This is a genomic window from Streptomyces sp. KR80, assembly GCF_052245555.1.
Taxonomy (GTDB): Bacteria; Actinomycetota; Actinomycetes; order Streptomycetales; family Streptomycetaceae; genus Streptomyces.
In genome coordinates this window covers 49226-65934 of record NZ_JBQQCD010000023.1, presented here as the reverse complement: position 1 = coordinate 65934, position 16709 = coordinate 49226, and the positions used below count along the sequence as shown (strand labels likewise).

The following is a 16709-nucleotide window of genomic DNA, read 5'->3' as shown; positions in this document are numbered from 1 at the left end:
AGGGCGGCGAGTGCGGCGGAGGCGACCACTCACAATTCGCCGCCCGAGGAGATACCCCGGCGCGCCCCCCGACCCAGAACGCACCCATCCGCGCCTCAGCGCCGATACAGGTCCGCCGAGCGGGCCGCCGCGTCCGCGAACCGCTGCCGCAGCTCCGGCGGCTCAAGAACCTCCGCTTCCGGACCGAGCGCCAGCAGCTGGGTGTACGCGACCTCCAGCGACTCGACGGGCAGGGTGACCGTCACCCATCCCGTCGGGTCGGGCGGCCCGGCCTGCGCCACCGCCTCCCGGCCGGCGGCGCGGTCCGTCACGTACGGCAGCAGCCGTGCCCCGGCCTCCGACAGCCGCACAACGACCTCGTCCCGCAGGATCGAGCGGGCGAACTGCTCGGCCCGCTGCTGCCAGAACTCCGGCAGATCGAACCCCTCGTCCCGCACGAAGCGCCCCGAGCCGGCCGCGACCGCCGTGAAGCGGTCCACCCGGTACACCCGGAAGTCGTCCCCGACTCTCGCGGCCAGATACCAGACCCCGGCCTTCAGGACCAGGCCGTACGGCTCCAGCTCTCGCTCGACCTCGGTGTCCCCGCGCAGATAGCGGGCCGTCACGGGCCGGTCGTCCCAGACCGCGTCGGCGACGGCCGGCAGCAGCTCCGGGGTCTCCGGCTCCTGCCACCAGCCCGGGGCGTCGAGGTGGAAGCGCTGCGCCGCGCTGGCCGGCGCATCGCGCAGCTCGGGCAGCAGCGCCGCGGACACCTTCAGCCGCGCCGCCGAGCCCGCGTCCGCCAGCCCCATCTCGCGCAGCGCCGACGGGACGCCGGAGAGGAAGAGCGCCTCGGCCTCCGAACGGCCCAGGCCGGTGAGGCGCGTGCGATAGCCACCGATCACCGGTAGCCACCGGACCGTCCCCGGTCCGCGTACACCGGAACCCCGGCCTCGGACAGCGCGAGGACGTCACGCGCCACCGTCCGCTCCGAGACCTCCAGCCGCCGCGCCAGCTCCGCTCCCGTCATCGACGGCCGGGACTGGAGCAGCAGCACCAACTTGATCAGCCGCGCCGCCCGCATGCGCCCATCATGCCGGGCCCTCGGACAACGGCGGCGCCCCCGTCCGGGATGCTCTCCCGGCGGGGGCGCCGTTGCCGTGGTTGTTCAGAGGCCGAGATCGACCTCGAACTCGCCGGCCTCCAGGATCTCCTTGACGGCCGACAGGTAGCGGGCCGCGTCGGCACCGTCCACCAGGCGGTGGTCGTAGGAGAGCGACAGGTACGTCATGTCGCGGACGGCGATGGTCTCGCCCAGCTCCGGGTGGTCGATGACCACCGGGCGCTTGACGGTCGCACCGATCCCCAGCAGCGCCGCCTGGTTCGGCGGCACGATGACCGTGTCGAACAGCGCACCACGCGAGCCGGTGTTGCTGATCGTGAAGGTCGCGCCGGACAGCTCGTCCGGGGTGATCTTGTTGGACCGGACCTTGCCCGCCAGCTCCGCGGTCTTCTTGGCGATTCCGGCGATGTTGAGGTCGCCCGCGCCCTTGATGACGGGGGTCATCAGACCCTTCTCCGAGTCCACGGCGATGCCGACGTTCTCGGTGTCGAAGTACGTGATGGTGCCCTCGTCCTCGTTGATCCGGGCGTTGATGGCCGGGTGGGCCTTCAGCGCCTGGACGGCGGCCTTGACGAAGAACGGCATCGGCGAGAGCTTCACGCCCTCGCGCTGCGCGAACGCGTCCTTGGCCCGGGCCCGCAGCCGCATGACCTTCGTGACGTCCACCTCGAGCACGGAGGTCAACTGGGCCTGCTCGTGCAGCGCCTTCATCATGTTGTCGCCGATGACCTTGCGCATGCGGGTCATCTTCACCGTCTGCCCGCGCAGCGGCGACGGCTCGATGGCGGCGGCCTTCGGGGCCGCGGCGGGAGCGGCCGGGGCAGCGGCCGCCGCCTTGAGCGCCTCGGCCGCGGCGAGCACGTCCTGCTTGCGGATGCGGCCGCCGACGCCGGTGCCCTTGACCGTGCCCAGGTCCACACCGCTCTCGGCGGCGAGCTTGCGCACCAGCGGAGTGACGTACGCGCCTTCGGCCTCGGGAGCGGGGGCAGCCGGGGCAGGAGCAGCGGGCGCCGGAGCGGCCGGGGCGGGAGCCGGCGGCGGAGGCGGAGCGGCAGCCGGGGCGGTGGGTGCGGCCGCCGCCGGGGCGGGCGCCGGTGGCGCTGCCGGTGCAGGCGCAGGCGCGGGCTCAGCGGCCGGGGCCGGAGCAGCCGGAGCCGGGGCCGCGGCCGGAGCGGCGCCCGCAGCGCCGATGACGGCCAGCTTGGCGCCGACCTCGGCCGTCTCGTCCTCGTTGACCAGAATCTCGAGCAGCGTGCCCGCGGCCGGGGACGGGATCTCGGTGTCGACCTTGTCGGTGGAGACCTCGAGCAGTGGCTCGTCGGCCGCGACCTCCTCGCCGACCTGCTTCAGCCAGCGGGTGACGGTGCCCTCGGTCACCGACTCGCCCAGCGCGGGCAGGACGACGTCGGTTCCCCCAGCTGCCGCTGGGGGTGCCCCCACGGCCGCACCAGCGGCCGGGGCGGGTGCGGCCGGGGCTTCGGCGGCGGGCGCCGGTGCGGGCTCGGGCTGGGCGGCCGGGGCCGGGACCTCGGCAGCAGCCGGGGCCGGGGCCTCGGTCGGGGCCGCGCCGCCGTCGTCGATGATGGCCAGCTCGGCGCCGACCTCGACGGTCTCGTCCTCGGCCACCCGGATGGAAGTGAGGATGCCGGACGCGGGCGCCGGGATCTCGGTGTCGACCTTGTCGGTGGAGACCTCGAGCAGTGGCTCGTCGGCCTCGACCTTCTCGCCCTCGGCCTTCAGCCAGCGGGTGACGGTGCCCTCGGTCACGCTCTCCCCGAGCGCCGGCAGGGTTACGGAAACCGCCATGGTTTCTGTTGCTCCTAACGATCTGTGCGGATGGGTCGCGCCCGAGGATTAGTCGTGGGAGTGCAGCGGCTTGCCGGCCAGCGCCAAGTGGGCCTCGCCGAGAGCCTCGTTCTGCGTCGGGTGCGCGTGGATGAGCTGCGCGACCTCGGCCGGCAGCGCCTCCCAGTTGTAGATCAGCTGCGCCTCGCCGACCTGCTCGCCCATACGGTCACCGACCATGTGGACGCCGACCACGGCGCCGTCGCGCACCTGGACGAGCTTGATCTCGCCCGCGGTCTTCAGGATCTTGCTCTTGCCGTTGCCTGCGAGGCTGTACTTGAGCGCGACGACCTTGTCCGCTCCATAGAGTTCCTTGGCCTTGGCCTCGGTGATGCCGACGGAGGCGACCTCCGGGTGGCAGTACGTGACGCGCGGCACACCGTCGTAGTCGATCGGTACGGGCTTCTGGCCGGCCAGCCGCTCGGCCACCAGGATGCCCTCGGCGAAGCCGACGTGCGCGAGCTGGAGGGTGGGCACCAGGTCGCCGACGGCCGAGATGGTCGGCACGTTGGTCTGCATGTACTCGTCCACGAGGACATAGCCGCGGTCCATGGCGACCCCGGCCTCTTCGTAGCCGAGCCCCTGAGAGACCGGGCCGCGGCCGACGGCGACGAGCAGCAGCTCGGCCTCGAAGGTCTTGCCGTTCTCCAGCGAGACCTTCACACCGTCGGCGGTGTACTCGACGCCCTGGAAGCGGGAGCCGAGGGCGAACTTGATGCCGCGCTTGCGGAAGGCGCGCTCCAGCTGCTTGGAGCTGTCCTCGTCCTCGACCGGGACCAGGTGGGGAAGCGCCTCGACGATTGTGACGTCCGTCCCGAAGGACTTCCAGGCGGAGGCGAACTCGACGCCGATGACGCCACCGCCCAGCACGATGGCGGACTGCGGTACGCGGTCGAGCACGAGAGCGTGGTCGGAGGAGATGACGCGGTTGCCGTCGATGTCCAGGCCCGGCAGCGACTTGGGTACGGAGCCGGTCGCCAGCAGGATGTGCCGACCCTCGTAGCGCTGGCCGTTCACGTCCACCGAGGTGGGCGAGGACAGCCGGCCCTCACCGGTCACATAGGTGACCTTCCGGGAGGCGACCAGGCCCTGCAGGCCCTTGTACAGGCCGGAGATCACGCCGTCCTTGTACTTGTGGACACCCTCGATGTCGATGCCTTCGAACGAGGTCTTCACGCCGAATTCGGCGCTCTCGCGAGCCTGGTCGGCGATCTCACCGGCGTGGAGCAGAGCCTTGGTGGGGATGCATCCGCGGTGCAGACAGGTACCGCCCAGCTTGTCCTTCTCGATCAGTGCGACGTCCAGGCCCAGCTGCGCCCCGCGCAGGGCAGCGGCATAGCCGCCGCTACCGCCTCCGAGGATCACTAGGTCGAAAACGGTGCTGGCGTCGTTCGCCACGTCACGTCCTCCATGCATGGTGCGCCGGAGCCGGTCTTCGGCGACCGGGCGGCGGCTGTTGTTCAAAGCCGCTGATTTGTCGGCCCTCGGTGGGGCTCGCTCGGTAAGTGAGCCGGGGGCCCTGTCCTGCCGAGACAACATCTTCGCACTTGTTCGCGGACGGCGGGACGCGGGGCCATGGTCTGAGACGCCTGTCCGGCCATCCCCCGGATTACCCGTGCGTACGCCGGTGCGAATTTCGTCGAGGCCGAAACCATACCTTCCGGCCCCCGAGCCGAGGGCCGGCGGCGGGAGCAGACTCGGCGCTACGGCCCCGGGCGAGGTGCCCGGGGCCGTACGACCGTGGTCCGACGATCGGCGTGACCACCGGCCTGAGGACCGGTCCGACGACCGGGCTCGGCGTCAGCCCTGTCCGGCCGATCATGCCGGGCTCGCGTGCCCTGGCACCGCGCCTCGCTGCGTTGTCGTCGGTCGCCGATGGCCCCCAGCTACCGCTGGGAGGTGCCCCCACCGCATGGACTCCCTCCTCCGCCTTGCGATGCTCCCCCAGCTATCGCTGGGAGGTGCCCCCTGCACCAGACCCCGCTCCCTGATCCGGCCTGATCGACCGGACAGGACCTAGCCGAGGTCGCCGGCGGCGGCTCGCTCCGCCAGCCGGACCAGGGTGCGGACGGCGGAGCCGGTGCCGCCCTTGGGGGTGTAGCCGAACGGTGCCCCCTCGTGGAACGCCGGGCCCGCGATGTCCAGGTGCGCCCAGGTGATGTCCTCCCCGACGAACTCCTTCAGGAAGAGGCCCGCGACCAGGCCGCCACCCATGCGTTCACCCATGTTGGCGATGTCGGCGACGGCCGAGTCCATACCCTTGCGGAGCTCGGCGGGCATCGGCATCGGCCACGACTGCTCGCCGACCTCCTCGGCGATCTCGTGGATCGCGGTGCGGAAGGCGTCGTCGTTCCCCATGATCCCGAACGTGCGGTTGCCGAGGGCGAGCACCATCGCGCCGGTGAGGGTCGCCACGTCGACGATCGCGTCCGGCTTCTCCTCTGAGGCGCGGGTGAGGGCGTCGGCGAGGACGAGGCGGCCCTCGGCGTCGGTGTTGAGCACCTCGACGGTCTTGCCGCTGTACATGGTGAGGACGTCGCCGGGGCGGGTCGCCGTACCGGAGGGCATGTTCTCGGCGAGCGCCAGCCAGCCGGTGAGATTGACCTGGAGTCCCAGCCTGGCCGCGGCGACGACGGTGGCGAACACGGCGGCGGCACCGCTCATGTCGCACTTCATCGTCTCGTTGTGCCCGGCCGGCTTCAGCGAGATGCCGCCCGAGTCGTAGGTGATGCCCTTGCCGACCAGGGCGAGGGACTTCTTCGCCTTGGGGTGGGTGTAGGCGAGCCGCACCAGCCGGGGCGGGTTGGCCGAGCCCTGTCCGACGCCCAGCAGACCGCCATAGCCGCCCTTGGCGAGCGCCTTCTCGTCGAGCACCTCGACGTTGAGGCCGTGCTCCTTGGCGGCGGTCTGGGCGGCGGTGGCGAAGGACTTCGGGTTGAGGTCGTTGGAGGGGGTGTTGATCAGGTCCCGGGCCCGGTTGACCTCGGCGGCGAGGGCGCTGGCGCGCTCCGCGGCGGCCTTGAAGGCCTTGTCGCGGGGCTTGCCGCCGAGCAGGGTGATCTCGGCGAGGGGAGCCTTCTTGTCGTCCCTCTTCGTGCCGTTGCCGCCGTTGCCGTCGCCGTTGTTGCGGTACGTGTTGAAGGCGTAGGCGCCGAGGAGCGCGCCCTCGGCCACGGCCGCCGCGTCCGCGGTGTCCTCGACCGGCAGCGCGAACGCGCCCTTCTTCGAGCCGGCCAGCGCGCGGGCCGCGGCGCCTGAGGCGCGGCGGAGCGCCTCCGTGCCGAAGCGCTCCCCCTTGGCGGGGGTGTCGCCGAGCCCGACCGCCAGCACGACCGGGGCCTTGAAGCCGGACGGCGAGGGCAGCTTGGTCACCTCACCCTCCCCGCCGGAGGCGCCGAGGGTCTCGAGGACGGTGGCCAGCTTCCCGTCGAACGCCTTGTCCACGTCCTCGGCGCCGGGCGCGACGACCGGGCCCTTCTCGCCCTTGGCGACGCCGATGACGACGGCGTCCGCGCGGAGCGTCGTCGCTGAGGAGGTGCTGAGAGTCAGAGCAGTCACGGTGTTGGGGTTCCTCTTCCGTTGCATTCCTCGGCCAGTCGGTGGGCCGGCCTCCCAGCCCACCGGGCCGCCCGCGCCCTGGCGCACGGCCCTGTGCGCTGCCTGCATCGTATTCCGACCTGCTGTACAACGTGTCGTCCGGCAGGGGGCAGCAGGAACTCGCCGGTGCCGTCCCCAGGGCCGGCCTGTCCGCCCCCGGGCGGGGAGCGGCTGTTGCGCAGGCCCCTCGCGTGGCGGCGGGTTCGGGACGTGCGGTCCGGTCAGATCAGCTCTGATCAGGTCTGATGAGGTGGAGTGGGGTCAGCTCAGGGCGAGGACGAGCAGGGCGGCCGTGGTCCCGGTCTCGGCGAGGGCGCCGAAGACGTCTCCCGTGACGCCTCCCAGGCGGTGGCGGCAGCGGCGGAGGAGGAGTTCGCAGACGGCGATCGCAGCGGGCAGGGCGAGGGCGTACCGGGCGGTGGCCGACGGACCGAAGGGGACGCTCGCTGCCGCGCAGGCCACGAAGGCGACCAGCCCCACCACGGCGGCGGACCGTACAGGAACCGTCTCCGCCACCGCCGCGCCCAGCCCGTCCGGGCGAGCCGCCGGGACGCCCGCGCGGGAGGCGAACGTGAGCGCCAGCCGTGCTGCCACCGCCGCGACCACCGCCGCGACCGCGCCCTGCGCCCAACTCGCCCCGTACAGCTCGTACATGGCTGCGACCTGGGCCAACAACACGAAGAGCAGCGTGATGACGCCGAACGGACCGATGTCCGACTGCTTCATGATGCGCAGCGCGTGCTCGGCCGGCTTGCCGCTGCCCAGGCCGTCGGCCGTATCGGCCAGTCCGTCCAGGTGCAGCCCCCGGGTGAGGGCGGCCGGCACGGCCACCGTCACCACCGCGGCGAGCAGCGGTCCGCTGCCCAGGAGGAGCAGCAGGCCGCCGAGCGCGGCCGCGCAGCATCCCACCACGGCACCGACCACAGGAGCGCAGAGCATGCCCGCCCGCGCCGCAGCCCGGTCCCATCGGGTGACTCGAACCCGTACCACCGTCAGCGTGCCGAAGGCGAAGCGCAGTGCGTCGCCGAGCGAGGCGCGGGCCGCCGGGCCGGGTGTCGTGTCCGTCATCGCGCGCAGGCTATCCCGCACCCCTCGGCAGTAGATTGCGCACTCCGGGAGAAATGTGACGGATCAGCGCATGAAAGCGGGTGTCATGGGTCACTGGTGGGAGCGCAACATCGTCGAGCCCGGCAAGCTGCCCCTCTTCCTCGCTCTGGTCTCCTTCGTCCTCACCTTTCTGATCACCCGTGCCATCACCCGCATGATCCGTGCCGGGAAGGGGCCCTTCCGCAACGTCACCCCCGGCGGCGTGCACGTACACCACGTCGTTCCCGGCATCCTGCTCATGGTCCTCGGCGGCTTCGGGGTGATCGCCGGCTACAAGCACGGATTCGGCAGCGGGCTCGCGGCGGTCCTCTTCGGGATCGGCGTGGGGCTGGTGCTCGACGAGTTCGCGCTCGTGCTCCACCTCGACGACGTTTACTGGACCGAGCAGGGGCGGCAGAGCGTCGAGGTCGTGGTGCTGACCGCCGCCCTCGCCGGTCTGATGTTCCTCGGCTTCGTGCCGTTCGGGGTCAACGATCTGAGCGAGGACGAACTCCAGGGCCGCGCCACTGCCGTGTGGACCATCGTGCTCAACTTCCTGATCGCGCTGATCGCCCTCCTCAAGGGCAAGCTGCGGATGGCGGTGATCGGCGTGTTCGTGCCCTTCATCGCCCTCTGGGGCGCCCTACGCCTCGCCCGGCCCGCCTCGCCCTGGGCCAAGCGGCTCTACCGTACGAGGTCGCGGGCCAGGGCCCGGGCCCAAGTGCGGGCCTACCGCCACGACAAGCGGTGGAACCGGCTGCGCCGCCGCTTCGAGGACCTGGTGGGCGGAGCGCCCTCCCGCTGATGGGAACCGTGGCGTTCGCCCGGGATCGGCCGAACGCTTCACCGGGCTTCCAAGCGAGCAGTCCGGTGAACGGACTGCCGGGGTCAGGCCCGCTCGGACCGGTCCGACGGCTCGGCCGACTCGGCCGACTCGGGTTCCGCCGGGAACTCCTCCTCGAGTTCCCGGTGCGGTTCCGGCGACGTCCGCTCGGGCAGTTCCGCAATCAAGGCGGCGGCCGCCTGTACCAGGGGCAGCGCAAGCAGCGCCCCCGTCCCCTCGCCCACAGTGACGCCATGATCGAGCAGCGGATTGAGCGCCATCCGGTCGAGGGCCTTGGCCTGCGCCGGCTCGCCGCTCGACTGACCGGCCAGCCACCAGTCCGGCGCCCGGAACGCCACCCGCTGCGCGACCAGCGCACAGGCCGCGGAGACAACTCCGTCCAGGATCACGGGCGTACGGCGCACCGCGCACTGCAGCAGGAATCCGGTGATCGCGGCGAGGTCGGCGCCGCCGGTGGTGGCGAGCAGTTCGAGCTGGTCGCCGAGGACGGGCCGGGCCCGACGCAGGGCATCACGGATCGCGGCGCACTTACGCATCCAGGCCAGGTCGTCGATGCTCGCTCCGCCGCGGCCCGTGACGACGGAGGCGTCGGTGCCGCAGAGTGCGGCGATCAGGGCGCCGGCAGCGGTCGTACCGCCGACGCTGAGATCGCCCAGGACGACGATGTCGGTGCCGGAGTCGGCCTCCTCGTCGGCGATCGCCATTCCCGCGCGGAAAGCTTTCTCCGCCTCGTCCAGGGTGAGCGCGTCCTCGACGTCGATCCGGCCCGAGCCGCGGCGGACGCGATACCGCGCGACGTCCTCGGGAAGCTCGCCCGGGTCGCAGTCCACGGCCATGTCGACGACCCGCACCGGGACGCCGTACCGGCGGGCGAGCACGGCGACCGCGCTCTCCCCGTCGAGTACGGCGCGGACCAGCTGCCGGGCGGTCCCGGCGGGGCGGGCGGAGACGCCGAGCCCGGCCACGCCGTGGTCCCCGGCGAAGAGGATGACGCGGGGCTGCTCGATGGGCGCTACGGGTACGGTGCCCTGCGCCGCAGCGAGCCACTCGGCGAGCTCGTCGAGGCGCCCGAGCGAACCGGGACGTGCGATCAGGCGCTCCCGCCGCTCCTCGGCGTCCCGCCGCACGCCGGCGTCGGGGCGCTCGATCACATTGCCGAAGTCGTCGAGATTCAGGCGGCTCACCCGCAAAACCCTACCCTTCGCCGGGGTGGCCGCTCCGCGCCAGGGGCGTAACCACGGTGGGGCTTCGAGTCCGTGCGACTCGATGCCGCGGGCGGGGTGGGGTTCCAGCCTTCCCCGCGCCAGGCGGGGCCCGCTGCGAGAGGTGAGGGGGACCGTCTCGGAGGGCCCGGCCCCCGACCTGTCCGGAGGCAGCGGACCGGAGTGGTTAGAAGCCCGCCGGAGGGAAAGGGTCGCGGGGGCGCAAGGGCAGGGGCTGGCCCGCTACGACCAGGAGGACGTGTTCGCACTCCGCGGCGAACGCCGCGTTGAGGCGGCCCAGTTCGTCGCGGAAGCGGCGGCCCGCGGAGGTTGCGGGATGGACCCCGGAACCCACCTCGTTCGACACGGCGACCACGGTTCGCCGGGTCGCCCGTACCGCCGCGACCAGCGCGTCCGTACGCTCCCGCAGCGCTCGCCGGCCTTCGGCGGCCCATGTGTCGTCGTTCCAGGCACCGGTGGAGTCCATCGCGTCCGTGAGCCAGAGGGCGAGGCAGTCGATGAGGAGCGGGGGCCCGTCCTGGGACAGCAGGGGGACCAGGTCGCAGGTCTCCAGCGTCCGCCACGAGCCGGGGCGGCGCTCCCGGTGGAGGGCGATCCTGGCCGCCCAGTCAGGGTCGTTCTCCCGCCCACCGCCGGTCGCCACGTACACCACGTCGGGGAAGGACTCCAGCCGCCGCTCCGCCTCGACCGACTTCCCCGAGCGGGCCCCGCCGAGCACGAGCGTCCGCCGCGGCAGGTCGGGCACCGCGTGGTACTCACCGACCACCAGTGACTCCCCGTCTCGTACCGTCCGCGTCCCCGCCGACGCCAGCCTGCGGTGCAGCTCGGCTCCCGGCGGCACGTCGTGGTCGAGATGGACGGCGATCACGTCGGTCGTCGCGGTCACCGCGTCCGCGGCCCGCAGCCGGGCGAGTGCGTCGGGGCGGCCGATGACGTCCAGTACGGCCATGTCGTACGGTTCGAGCCCTTCGGGAAGGCCCGCCGGCGCGGCCCCCGGCGGCAGGTACAGCAGCCGGTCGCCGTCCGGTCCCGTGACCACGTACCCGGTCCCGGGCGCGTCCACCGCGACGGCCCAGACCTTGTGGCCGCTGATCAGAGCCAGTTCTCGCCCGTCGGCCCGGCCCGGTGTCGGCAGCCCGGCCGGCGCCTCGACGGCGGGGCCGTTGTGCGGGTGGGACAGCAGCACCTGCTGGACACCGACCAGTGTCCGCCCCGCGCGGGCGGCGGCGAGGGCGGCCCCGGGGGTGAGGTCGAGCAGCAGCGCGCCGTCCACCAGCAGCGCGGTCGGGGCCCGTGCCTCGTCGCCGACGGCGGTCGCGCACGCAGCACACGGGCAGTCGGGGCGGGGCAGCCCGCCGGGGGCTCCGGTGCCGAGCAGAGTGATGTCCACGCCTCGATCGTCTCGCGTCACCGTTGGGGGCACCTCCCTGGGGGCACCACCCAGCGGTAGTCCCCCTGGGCCCAACGGCCCGGGTGCTACCCCCGGGGGGAAGTCGCGCGGGGCCATCCTGGGGCACCTTCGGGGCGCTGGGGGAGGGGGGCGGCGCAGGCCGTTAGGCTGCGGGCAGCACGCACGCGGAGGGACTCAGGAGGCGGGCATGGAGTGGGCATGGCGGTTCGAGAAGGCCGACGGTACGGAGACGGTGCCGGCGGTCGAGCCCGAGGAGTTCACCACCCAGGGAGACGCGGAGTCCTGGATCGGGGAGGTGTGGAAGGACCTGCTGGAAGGCGGAACCGAACAGGTGACGCTCTTCGAGGACGGCACCAAGGTCTACGGGCCGATGAGCCTGAAGGCCGACGAGGGGTAGCCGACCACGGGACCGGGTCGTGATCACCGGCTTCTCGGGGGCGGTGGCTGTCTCGTCAGCAGGACACGGGAGCCTGATGGGGTGACCGCGTCTCGAGGAGCTGGGGAGACGGCTCAGCCCCGTACGCCGCACAGGTGCAGCAGGGCGGCCACGCTGCGGTAGGGGTCGGTGCGCCCGGCCCGCTCCTCGGCGGCGAGCAGGCGTTCCAGCTCCCCGGCGCTCGGCGGCTGCCGGTCCTCGGGAACGTCGGTGAAGACCCGTACGCCGTACCAGGTCTGCAGCGGGGCGCCGATCCCGGCGAGGGTGGCGGTGAGCGCACCGAGCCGGTCGGCCCGCACGTCCAGCCCGCTGCGCTGCGCGTCGAGCGGGGAGTCGAAGGCCGCCAGCGCGGCGTCCCAGTCGCCGGCCAGCCCCGGCCGCATCGCGAGCGCGTCCGCGTTGCGTACGAGCAGGGAGAGCAGGCCGCCGGGGGCCAGCACCCGGGCGAGGCCGGCGAGCAGGGGGTCCGGCTCGGATATGTACATGAGCACCCCGTGGCACAGCACGATGTCGAAGCTGCCGGGCAGGAAGTGCACGCCCGTCTCGCGGCCGTCGCCCTCGATCAGCCGGACCCGATCGCGGATGCCCTCCGGTTCGGCGGCCAGCGCGGTGCGGACCGCGGACAACACCTGGGGATCGGACTCCAGCCCGGTGACCTGGTGACCGGCGCGGGCCAGCCGGAGCGCCTGCGTCCCGCCCCCTGCCTCCGGCAGCGGGGACCCATGGCCCAGCCCCACGTCGAGGACGCGCAGCCGCTGTCCCACCGGGAAGCGGCGGACTATCTGCTCCTCGAGCTGTCGCGCGATCAGCTCCTGGCGGACGGTGCTCCGCACACAGCCCAGGACCTGGCCCGGCCAGGCCGGCGAGTCGCTGTCCTGCCACTCGGCCGGGAGCGGCGCCCCTGATCCCTGGGCCGTGGCAGCGCTCAGGGCCGCTCTCCCCGCTTGACCTGCGGCTTCGGCAGTCGCAGCCGACGCATCTGGAGGGTGCGCATCAGGGCGTACGGCACGGCGCCGCGCAGGTTCTCGTTCGGGTAGCGCGCCCGCAGCTGCTTCTTCAGACGGATCGAGATGCCGACCGAGTCGATCACGATCATCACGATGACGCCCAGCCACAGCAGCAGCGAGGCGTTCTTGATCGCGAGCGAGGGCAGCATGCTCAGCACCAGGATGAGCACTGCGAGAGGCAGGAAGAACTCCGCCACGGCGAAGCGCGAGTCGACGAAGTCACGGGCGAACCGACGGACCGGGCCCTTGTCCCGGGCCGGGAGGTACCGCTCGTCGCCGCTGGCCAGCGCCTCGCGCTGCCGGGCCAGCTGCTCGCGGCGCGCCTCCCGCTGGCGCTTGGCGCCGTCCTTGCGGTTGGTCGGCGTGGACGCCACGCTCCGGCGCGGTGACTGGGCGTCGCTGCGCTTGGGGGTGGGGCGGCCCTTCGGGGCCTGCGGGTCACGGGGCTGCTGCGGCTGGTCCGCGGTCATCTTGGCGACCGTGGCCTGCTCATCCTTGGAACGGCTTCGGAACACAAAGCCCAAGGGTACGGGGTCCGGGGTCGCGACCCCACCCCCCATGGGCACGATCCGGCAACGCCGCTGGGCCGTGCTGCGCCCGCCGCCTCCTCCTTGCGCCGGATATGCCGATCCCCTGATCGTCCCGGAGGAGGAGCGCATCCAGGTGCGAACAGTGCGGTAATAGAGGCAGGCCCCGTACTGTTGGGTCATAGAGGTGCTGTAGTCCGAGCCCGGAGAAGGGGGCGCGCGAGGCCCATGAGCGGTGTCATGAAGCGGATGGGGATGATCTTCCGCGCGAAGGCCAACAAAGCCCTGGACCGGGCCGAGGACCCGCGCGAGACCCTCGACTACTCGTACCAGAAGCAGCTCGAGTTGCTTCAGAAGGTCCGCCGTGGCGTCGCGGACGTGGCCACGTCGCGCAAGCGGCTCGAGCTGCAGCTCGGCCAGCTGCAGGGCCAGTCCGCCAAGCTGGAGGACCAGGGCCGCAAGGCCCTCGCACTGGGCCGTGAGGACCTGGCCCGCGAAGCGCTGTCCCGGCGGGCCGCGCTCCAGCAGCAGGTCACCGACCTGGAGTCGCAGCACCAGACGCTGTCGGGCGAGGAGGAGAAGCTGACGCTGGCCGCCCAGCGGCTGCAGGCCAAGGTGGACGCCTTCCGTACGAAGAAGGAGACCATCAAGGCCACCTACACCGCTGCGCAGGCGCAGACCCGGATCGGCGAGGCCTTCTCCGGCATCTCCGAGGAGATGGGCGACGTCGGCATGGCGATTCAGCGGGCCGAGGACAAGACCGCCCAGCTCCAGGCGCGGGCCGGGGCGATCGACGAGTTGCTGGCCTCGGGTGCGCTCGAGGACTCCAGCGGCACGGCCAAGGACGACATCGCGGCGGAGCTGGAGCGGCTGTCCGGCGGCTCGGACGTCGAGCTGGAACTGCAGCGGATGAAGGCGGAACTGGCGGGCGGCAGCGGCACGCAGCAGGCCATCGAGGGCGGGCAGCAGGGGCAGTCCGCCCCGGAGGAGTCGCAGGAGCGGCCCAAGTTCGACAAGCAGTAGCCCCCGCCCGGCGGCACACCGCCCCGGCCGTACGCATCGGGAGGTCGTCGTGATCGTAAGGATCATGGGGGAGGGGCAGGTGAGGCTGGGGGACAGCCATGTCGCCGAGCTGAACAAGCTGGATGACGAACTGCTCGCCGAGATGGAGAGCGGTGACGATGCCGGCTTCCGGCACACGCTCATGGCGCTGCTCGGTGCGGTCCGCGAGTTCGGTGAACCGCTGCCCGACGACTCCCTCGAGCCGTCCGAACTGATCCTGCCGTCGCCCGACGCGACGCTGGAGGAGGTCCGGGCGATGCTCCGGGACGACGGCCTCATCCCCGGCTAGGCCCGGTCCGGCCGATCAGGCCGGACGGGACCCCCTCGCCGGGGCGGCCGCTCCGCGCCGCAGAAGTCCTGGGAGCACTCCGCCAGCTAACGCCGGGGTACCCCCACCCTGGGCACCGCCCAGCGGTAGCTGGGGCAGGTAGCTGGGGGAAGGTCGATGCCGGGTGTCGGGACGGCCTAACGTTGCCTCTCGTGACCTCTCTCGCCGTCGGGCCGGGCCTCGTCCGCCCTCAGCGGTGGCTGCGGGCCCACCCGCTCGCGTTAGACGCCGCCCTCGCCGTCGTCCTCCTCGCCCTGATCCTCATCAATCTGGTGTCGGATCCTCATGGCTATCGCGGCCCGTACGGCCCGCGGTTCGGGCAGCACCCCCCGAAGGTGTCGAGCGTCCTCATAGCGGTCCTCGCCTGCGCGGCGCTCGTGCCGCGCCGCCGAATACCGCGCCAGGCTCTCGCCGTCACCGGTCTGCTCACCCTTCTCGAGCTGGTGACCGGCGCAGACGACCGCGGCGCGCCGGTCGCCCTGACCACCGCCGTGGCGCTCTACACCGTCGCCTCCCGCACCGACCGTCCGACGGCCTGGCGGATCGGCGCGCTCACCGTCGTCGTCCTCACCGCCGCCACGATGCTGTTCGGGCCCGACCCGTGGTACGGGCAGCAGAACCTCGGGATCTTCGCGTGGACGGGCATGGCCGCGGCCGTGGGCGACGCCGTACGCAGCCGCCGCGCCTACGTCGACGCCATCCGCGAGCGGGCCGAGCGGGCCGAGCGGACCCGTGAGGAGGAGGCCCGCCGCCGGGTGACCGAGGAGCGCATGCGGATCGCCCGCGAACTGCACGATGTCGTCGCTCATCACATCGCGCTGGTCAACGTCCAGGCCGGGGTGGCGGCCCACGTCATGGACAGCCGGCCCGACCAGGCCAAGCAGGCGCTCGCCCACGTACGGGAGGCCAGCCGCTCCGCGTTGCAGGAGCTGCGCGCCACCGTCGGCCTGCTGCGCCAGTCGGGGGACCCCGAGGCGCCCACCGAGCCGGCCCCTGGCCTCGGAGTGCTCGACCAGCTGATCGACGGCTTCGCCCGGGCCGGACTGCCGGTCGAGGTGGAGGTGTTCTCCACCGGGCTTCGGGGGCCATGGCACAGCCGGCGTGCGGAGCGGGCCGCCGAGGTCGTCGGCGACCTGCCCGCGGCCGTGGACCTGACCGCCTACCGGGTGGTCCAGGAGGCCCTGACGAACACACAGAAGCACGCCGGAGCACGGGTGCACGCCGTGGTCCGGATAGCACGCACCGGGGACCACCTGGAGATCACGGTCGTCGACGACGGAGTCGGGGTGCCGCAGTCGGAGGAGGCGGGGGAGTCTGCGGGCCCCGACGGCACGTCAGAGGCGAGCGATGGTCACGGACTGATGGGCATGCGGGAGCGCGCCGCCGCGCTCGGCGGCGAGTGCCGGACCGGCCCACGTCACGGAGGCGGCTTCAGGGTCCACGTACGCTTGCCGCTCACGACCGCGCAAGAGGGGGCCACGTGACGATCCGGGTGCTGCTCGCCGACGACCAGGCACTGCTGCGCAGCGCGTTCCGCATCCTGGTCGACTCCGAGCCGGACATGGAGGTGGTCGGGGAGGCGGCCGACGGCGCGGAGGCCGTACGGCTGGTGCGCGAACAGCTGCCGGACGTCGTCCTCATGGACATCCGGATGCCCGGCACGGACGGGCTCGCCGCGACCCGCGAGATCAGCGGAGATCCGGCCCTGGACGGCGTCCGGGTGGTGATGCTGACGACCTTCGAGGTGGACGAGTACGTGGTGCAGTCGCTGCGCGCGGGTGCCTCGGGCTTCCTCGGCAAGGGGGCGGAGCCGGACGAGCTGCTGGCGGCGATCCGGGTCGCGGCGGCGGGCGAGGCGCTGTTGTCACCCGCCGCGACCAAGGGACTGATCGCCACCTTCCTTGCCCAGACGGATGGTTCGGAGGCCGCGGAGGAGCGGGCCGTCGACGCCGAGCGGCTCGCGGCGCTCACCGGGCGCGAACGCGAGGTCCTCGTCCACGTCGCGGGCGGGCTCTCCAACGACGAGATCGCGGAGCGGCTCGCGGTGAGCCCGCTGACCGTCAAGACGCATGTCAACCGGGCGATGGCGAAGCTGGGCGCGCGGGACCGGGCGGGGCTGGTGGTCATCGCGTACGAGACCGGGCTGGTACGCCCAAGGGTGGAGTGACCGGGCGGTCACGGTACTGCGCCTGCGGTACTCGGCTCGTCCGAGAACCGACCTGGGAGCGAGGAAATCCGGCT

Annotated in this window: 14 protein-coding genes and 1 pseudogene; 6 read left to right on the top strand and 9 right to left on the bottom strand. The window is 72.6% G+C overall.

Annotation, left to right across the window (positions count from 1 at the left end; genetic code table 11):
• Window positions 1-95: 95 nt before the first annotated feature.
• The 5 genes and pseudogenes from ACTWQI_RS25840 to ACTWQI_RS25820 all read right to left on the bottom strand — a co-directional run bounded on the left by ACTWQI_RS25840 (window position 96) and on the right by ACTWQI_RS25820 (window position 7612).
• Window positions 96-1063 (bottom strand): annotated as a pseudogene (locus ACTWQI_RS25840) (helix-turn-helix transcriptional regulator).
• Between the two features lie 84 nt (window positions 1064-1147).
• Window positions 1148-2908 (bottom strand): 2-oxoglutarate dehydrogenase, E2 component, dihydrolipoamide succinyltransferase, encoded by a 1761-nt coding sequence (sucB, locus tag ACTWQI_RS25835; protein ID WP_443274143.1) that lies wholly within the window; start codon window positions 2906-2908, stop codon window positions 1148-1150.
• Window positions 2909-2956: 48 nt separating this feature from the next.
• Complete coding sequence (gene lpdA, locus ACTWQI_RS25830; RefSeq protein ID WP_443274142.1) at window positions 2957-4345, bottom strand: dihydrolipoyl dehydrogenase; 1389 nt, start codon at window positions 4343-4345, stop codon at window positions 2957-2959.
• Between the two features lie 618 nt (window positions 4346-4963).
• Window positions 4964-6505 (bottom strand): leucyl aminopeptidase, encoded by a 1542-nt coding sequence (locus tag ACTWQI_RS25825; protein WP_443274141.1) that lies wholly within the window; start codon window positions 6503-6505, stop codon window positions 4964-4966.
• Window positions 6506-6805: 300 nt separating this feature from the next.
• Entirely contained in the window at window positions 6806-7612 is an 807-nt protein-coding gene (locus ACTWQI_RS25820) for an adenosylcobinamide-GDP ribazoletransferase (RefSeq protein ID WP_443274140.1), read from the bottom strand.
• An 85-nt stretch (window positions 7613-7697) separates the two neighbouring features.
• On the opposite strand from ACTWQI_RS25820, the gene ACTWQI_RS25815 reads away from it, so the two are divergent.
• Window positions 7698-8435 (top strand): hypothetical protein, encoded by a 738-nt coding sequence (locus ACTWQI_RS25815; protein WP_443274167.1) that lies wholly within the window; start codon window positions 7698-7700, stop codon window positions 8433-8435.
• Window positions 8436-8518: 83 nt separating this feature from the next.
• Here the strand turns inward: ACTWQI_RS25815 and cobT are convergent, their stop codons facing one another.
• Both cobT and ACTWQI_RS25805 read right to left on the bottom strand, forming a co-directional pair.
• Window positions 8519-9658, bottom strand: coding sequence for a nicotinate-nucleotide--dimethylbenzimidazole phosphoribosyltransferase (gene cobT / locus ACTWQI_RS25810; protein ID WP_443274139.1), 1140 nt, complete (start codon window positions 9656-9658; stop codon window positions 8519-8521).
• Window positions 9659-9863: 205 nt separating this feature from the next.
• Window positions 9864-11087, bottom strand: a complete 1224-nt coding sequence (locus ACTWQI_RS25805) for a bifunctional adenosylcobinamide kinase/adenosylcobinamide-phosphate guanylyltransferase (protein WP_443274138.1) — start codon at window positions 11085-11087, stop codon at window positions 9864-9866.
• 208 nt (window positions 11088-11295) lie between these two features.
• On the opposite strand from ACTWQI_RS25805, the gene ACTWQI_RS25800 reads away from it, so the two are divergent.
• Window positions 11296-11505, top strand: a complete 210-nt coding sequence (locus ACTWQI_RS25800; protein WP_443274137.1) for a hypothetical protein — start codon at window positions 11296-11298, stop codon at window positions 11503-11505.
• Between the two features lie 113 nt (window positions 11506-11618).
• Here ACTWQI_RS25800 and ACTWQI_RS25795 read toward each other — a convergent pair whose 3' ends face one another.
• Both ACTWQI_RS25795 and ACTWQI_RS25790 read right to left on the bottom strand, forming a co-directional pair.
• The gene (locus ACTWQI_RS25795) at window positions 11619-12377 is read right to left on the bottom strand and encodes a class I SAM-dependent methyltransferase (protein WP_443274136.1); all 759 of its coding nucleotides are present in this window, start codon (window positions 12375-12377) and stop codon (window positions 11619-11621) included.
• A 92-nt stretch (window positions 12378-12469) separates the two neighbouring features.
• Window positions 12470-13066 (bottom strand): DUF3043 domain-containing protein, encoded by a 597-nt coding sequence (locus ACTWQI_RS25790; protein WP_443274135.1) that lies wholly within the window; start codon window positions 13064-13066, stop codon window positions 12470-12472.
• Between the two features lie 252 nt (window positions 13067-13318).
• On the opposite strand from ACTWQI_RS25790, the gene ACTWQI_RS25785 reads away from it, so the two are divergent.
• The 4 genes from ACTWQI_RS25785 (at window position 13319) to ACTWQI_RS25770 (ending at window position 16635) form a co-directional block, all read left to right on the top strand.
• A complete protein-coding gene (locus ACTWQI_RS25785; protein WP_443274166.1) occupies window positions 13319-14101 on the top strand; it encodes a PspA/IM30 family protein in 783 nt (260 codons plus the stop codon).
• A gap of 49 nt (window positions 14102-14150) precedes the next feature.
• On the top strand, window positions 14151-14429 hold the full coding sequence (gene pspAA / locus ACTWQI_RS25780; RefSeq protein ID WP_443274134.1) for a PspA-associated protein PspAA: 279 nt from the start codon (window positions 14151-14153) through the stop codon (window positions 14427-14429).
• A gap of 182 nt (window positions 14430-14611) precedes the next feature.
• Window positions 14612-15952, top strand: coding sequence for a sensor histidine kinase (locus ACTWQI_RS25775; RefSeq protein ID WP_443274133.1), 1341 nt, complete (start codon window positions 14612-14614; stop codon window positions 15950-15952).
• Window positions 15949-16635, top strand: a complete 687-nt coding sequence (locus ACTWQI_RS25770; RefSeq protein ID WP_443274132.1) for a response regulator — start codon at window positions 15949-15951, stop codon at window positions 16633-16635. Before ACTWQI_RS25775 ends, ACTWQI_RS25770 begins: the two co-directional genes overlap by 4 nt.
• The last annotated feature ends 74 nt before the right edge of the window (window positions 16636-16709 follow it).

What these genes read in the sequence shown, in the direction of transcription:
- sucB (WP_443274143.1), bottom strand. Translation starts at nt 2,908, where the DNA reads ATGGCGGTTTCCGTAACCCTGCCGGCGCTCGGGGAGAGCGTGACCGAG.
- ACTWQI_RS25820 (WP_443274140.1), bottom strand. Translation starts at nt 7,612, where the DNA reads ATGACGGACACGACACCCGGCCCGGCGGCCCGCGCCTCGCTCGGCGAC.
- ACTWQI_RS25815 (WP_443274167.1), top strand. Translation starts at nt 7,698, where the DNA reads ATGGGTCACTGGTGGGAGCGCAACATCGTCGAGCCCGGCAAGCTGCCC.
- ACTWQI_RS25800 (WP_443274137.1), top strand. Translation starts at nt 11,296, where the DNA reads ATGGAGTGGGCATGGCGGTTCGAGAAGGCCGACGGTACGGAGACGGTG.
- ACTWQI_RS25785 (WP_443274166.1), top strand. Translation starts at nt 13,319, where the DNA reads ATGAAGCGGATGGGGATGATCTTCCGCGCGAAGGCCAACAAAGCCCTG.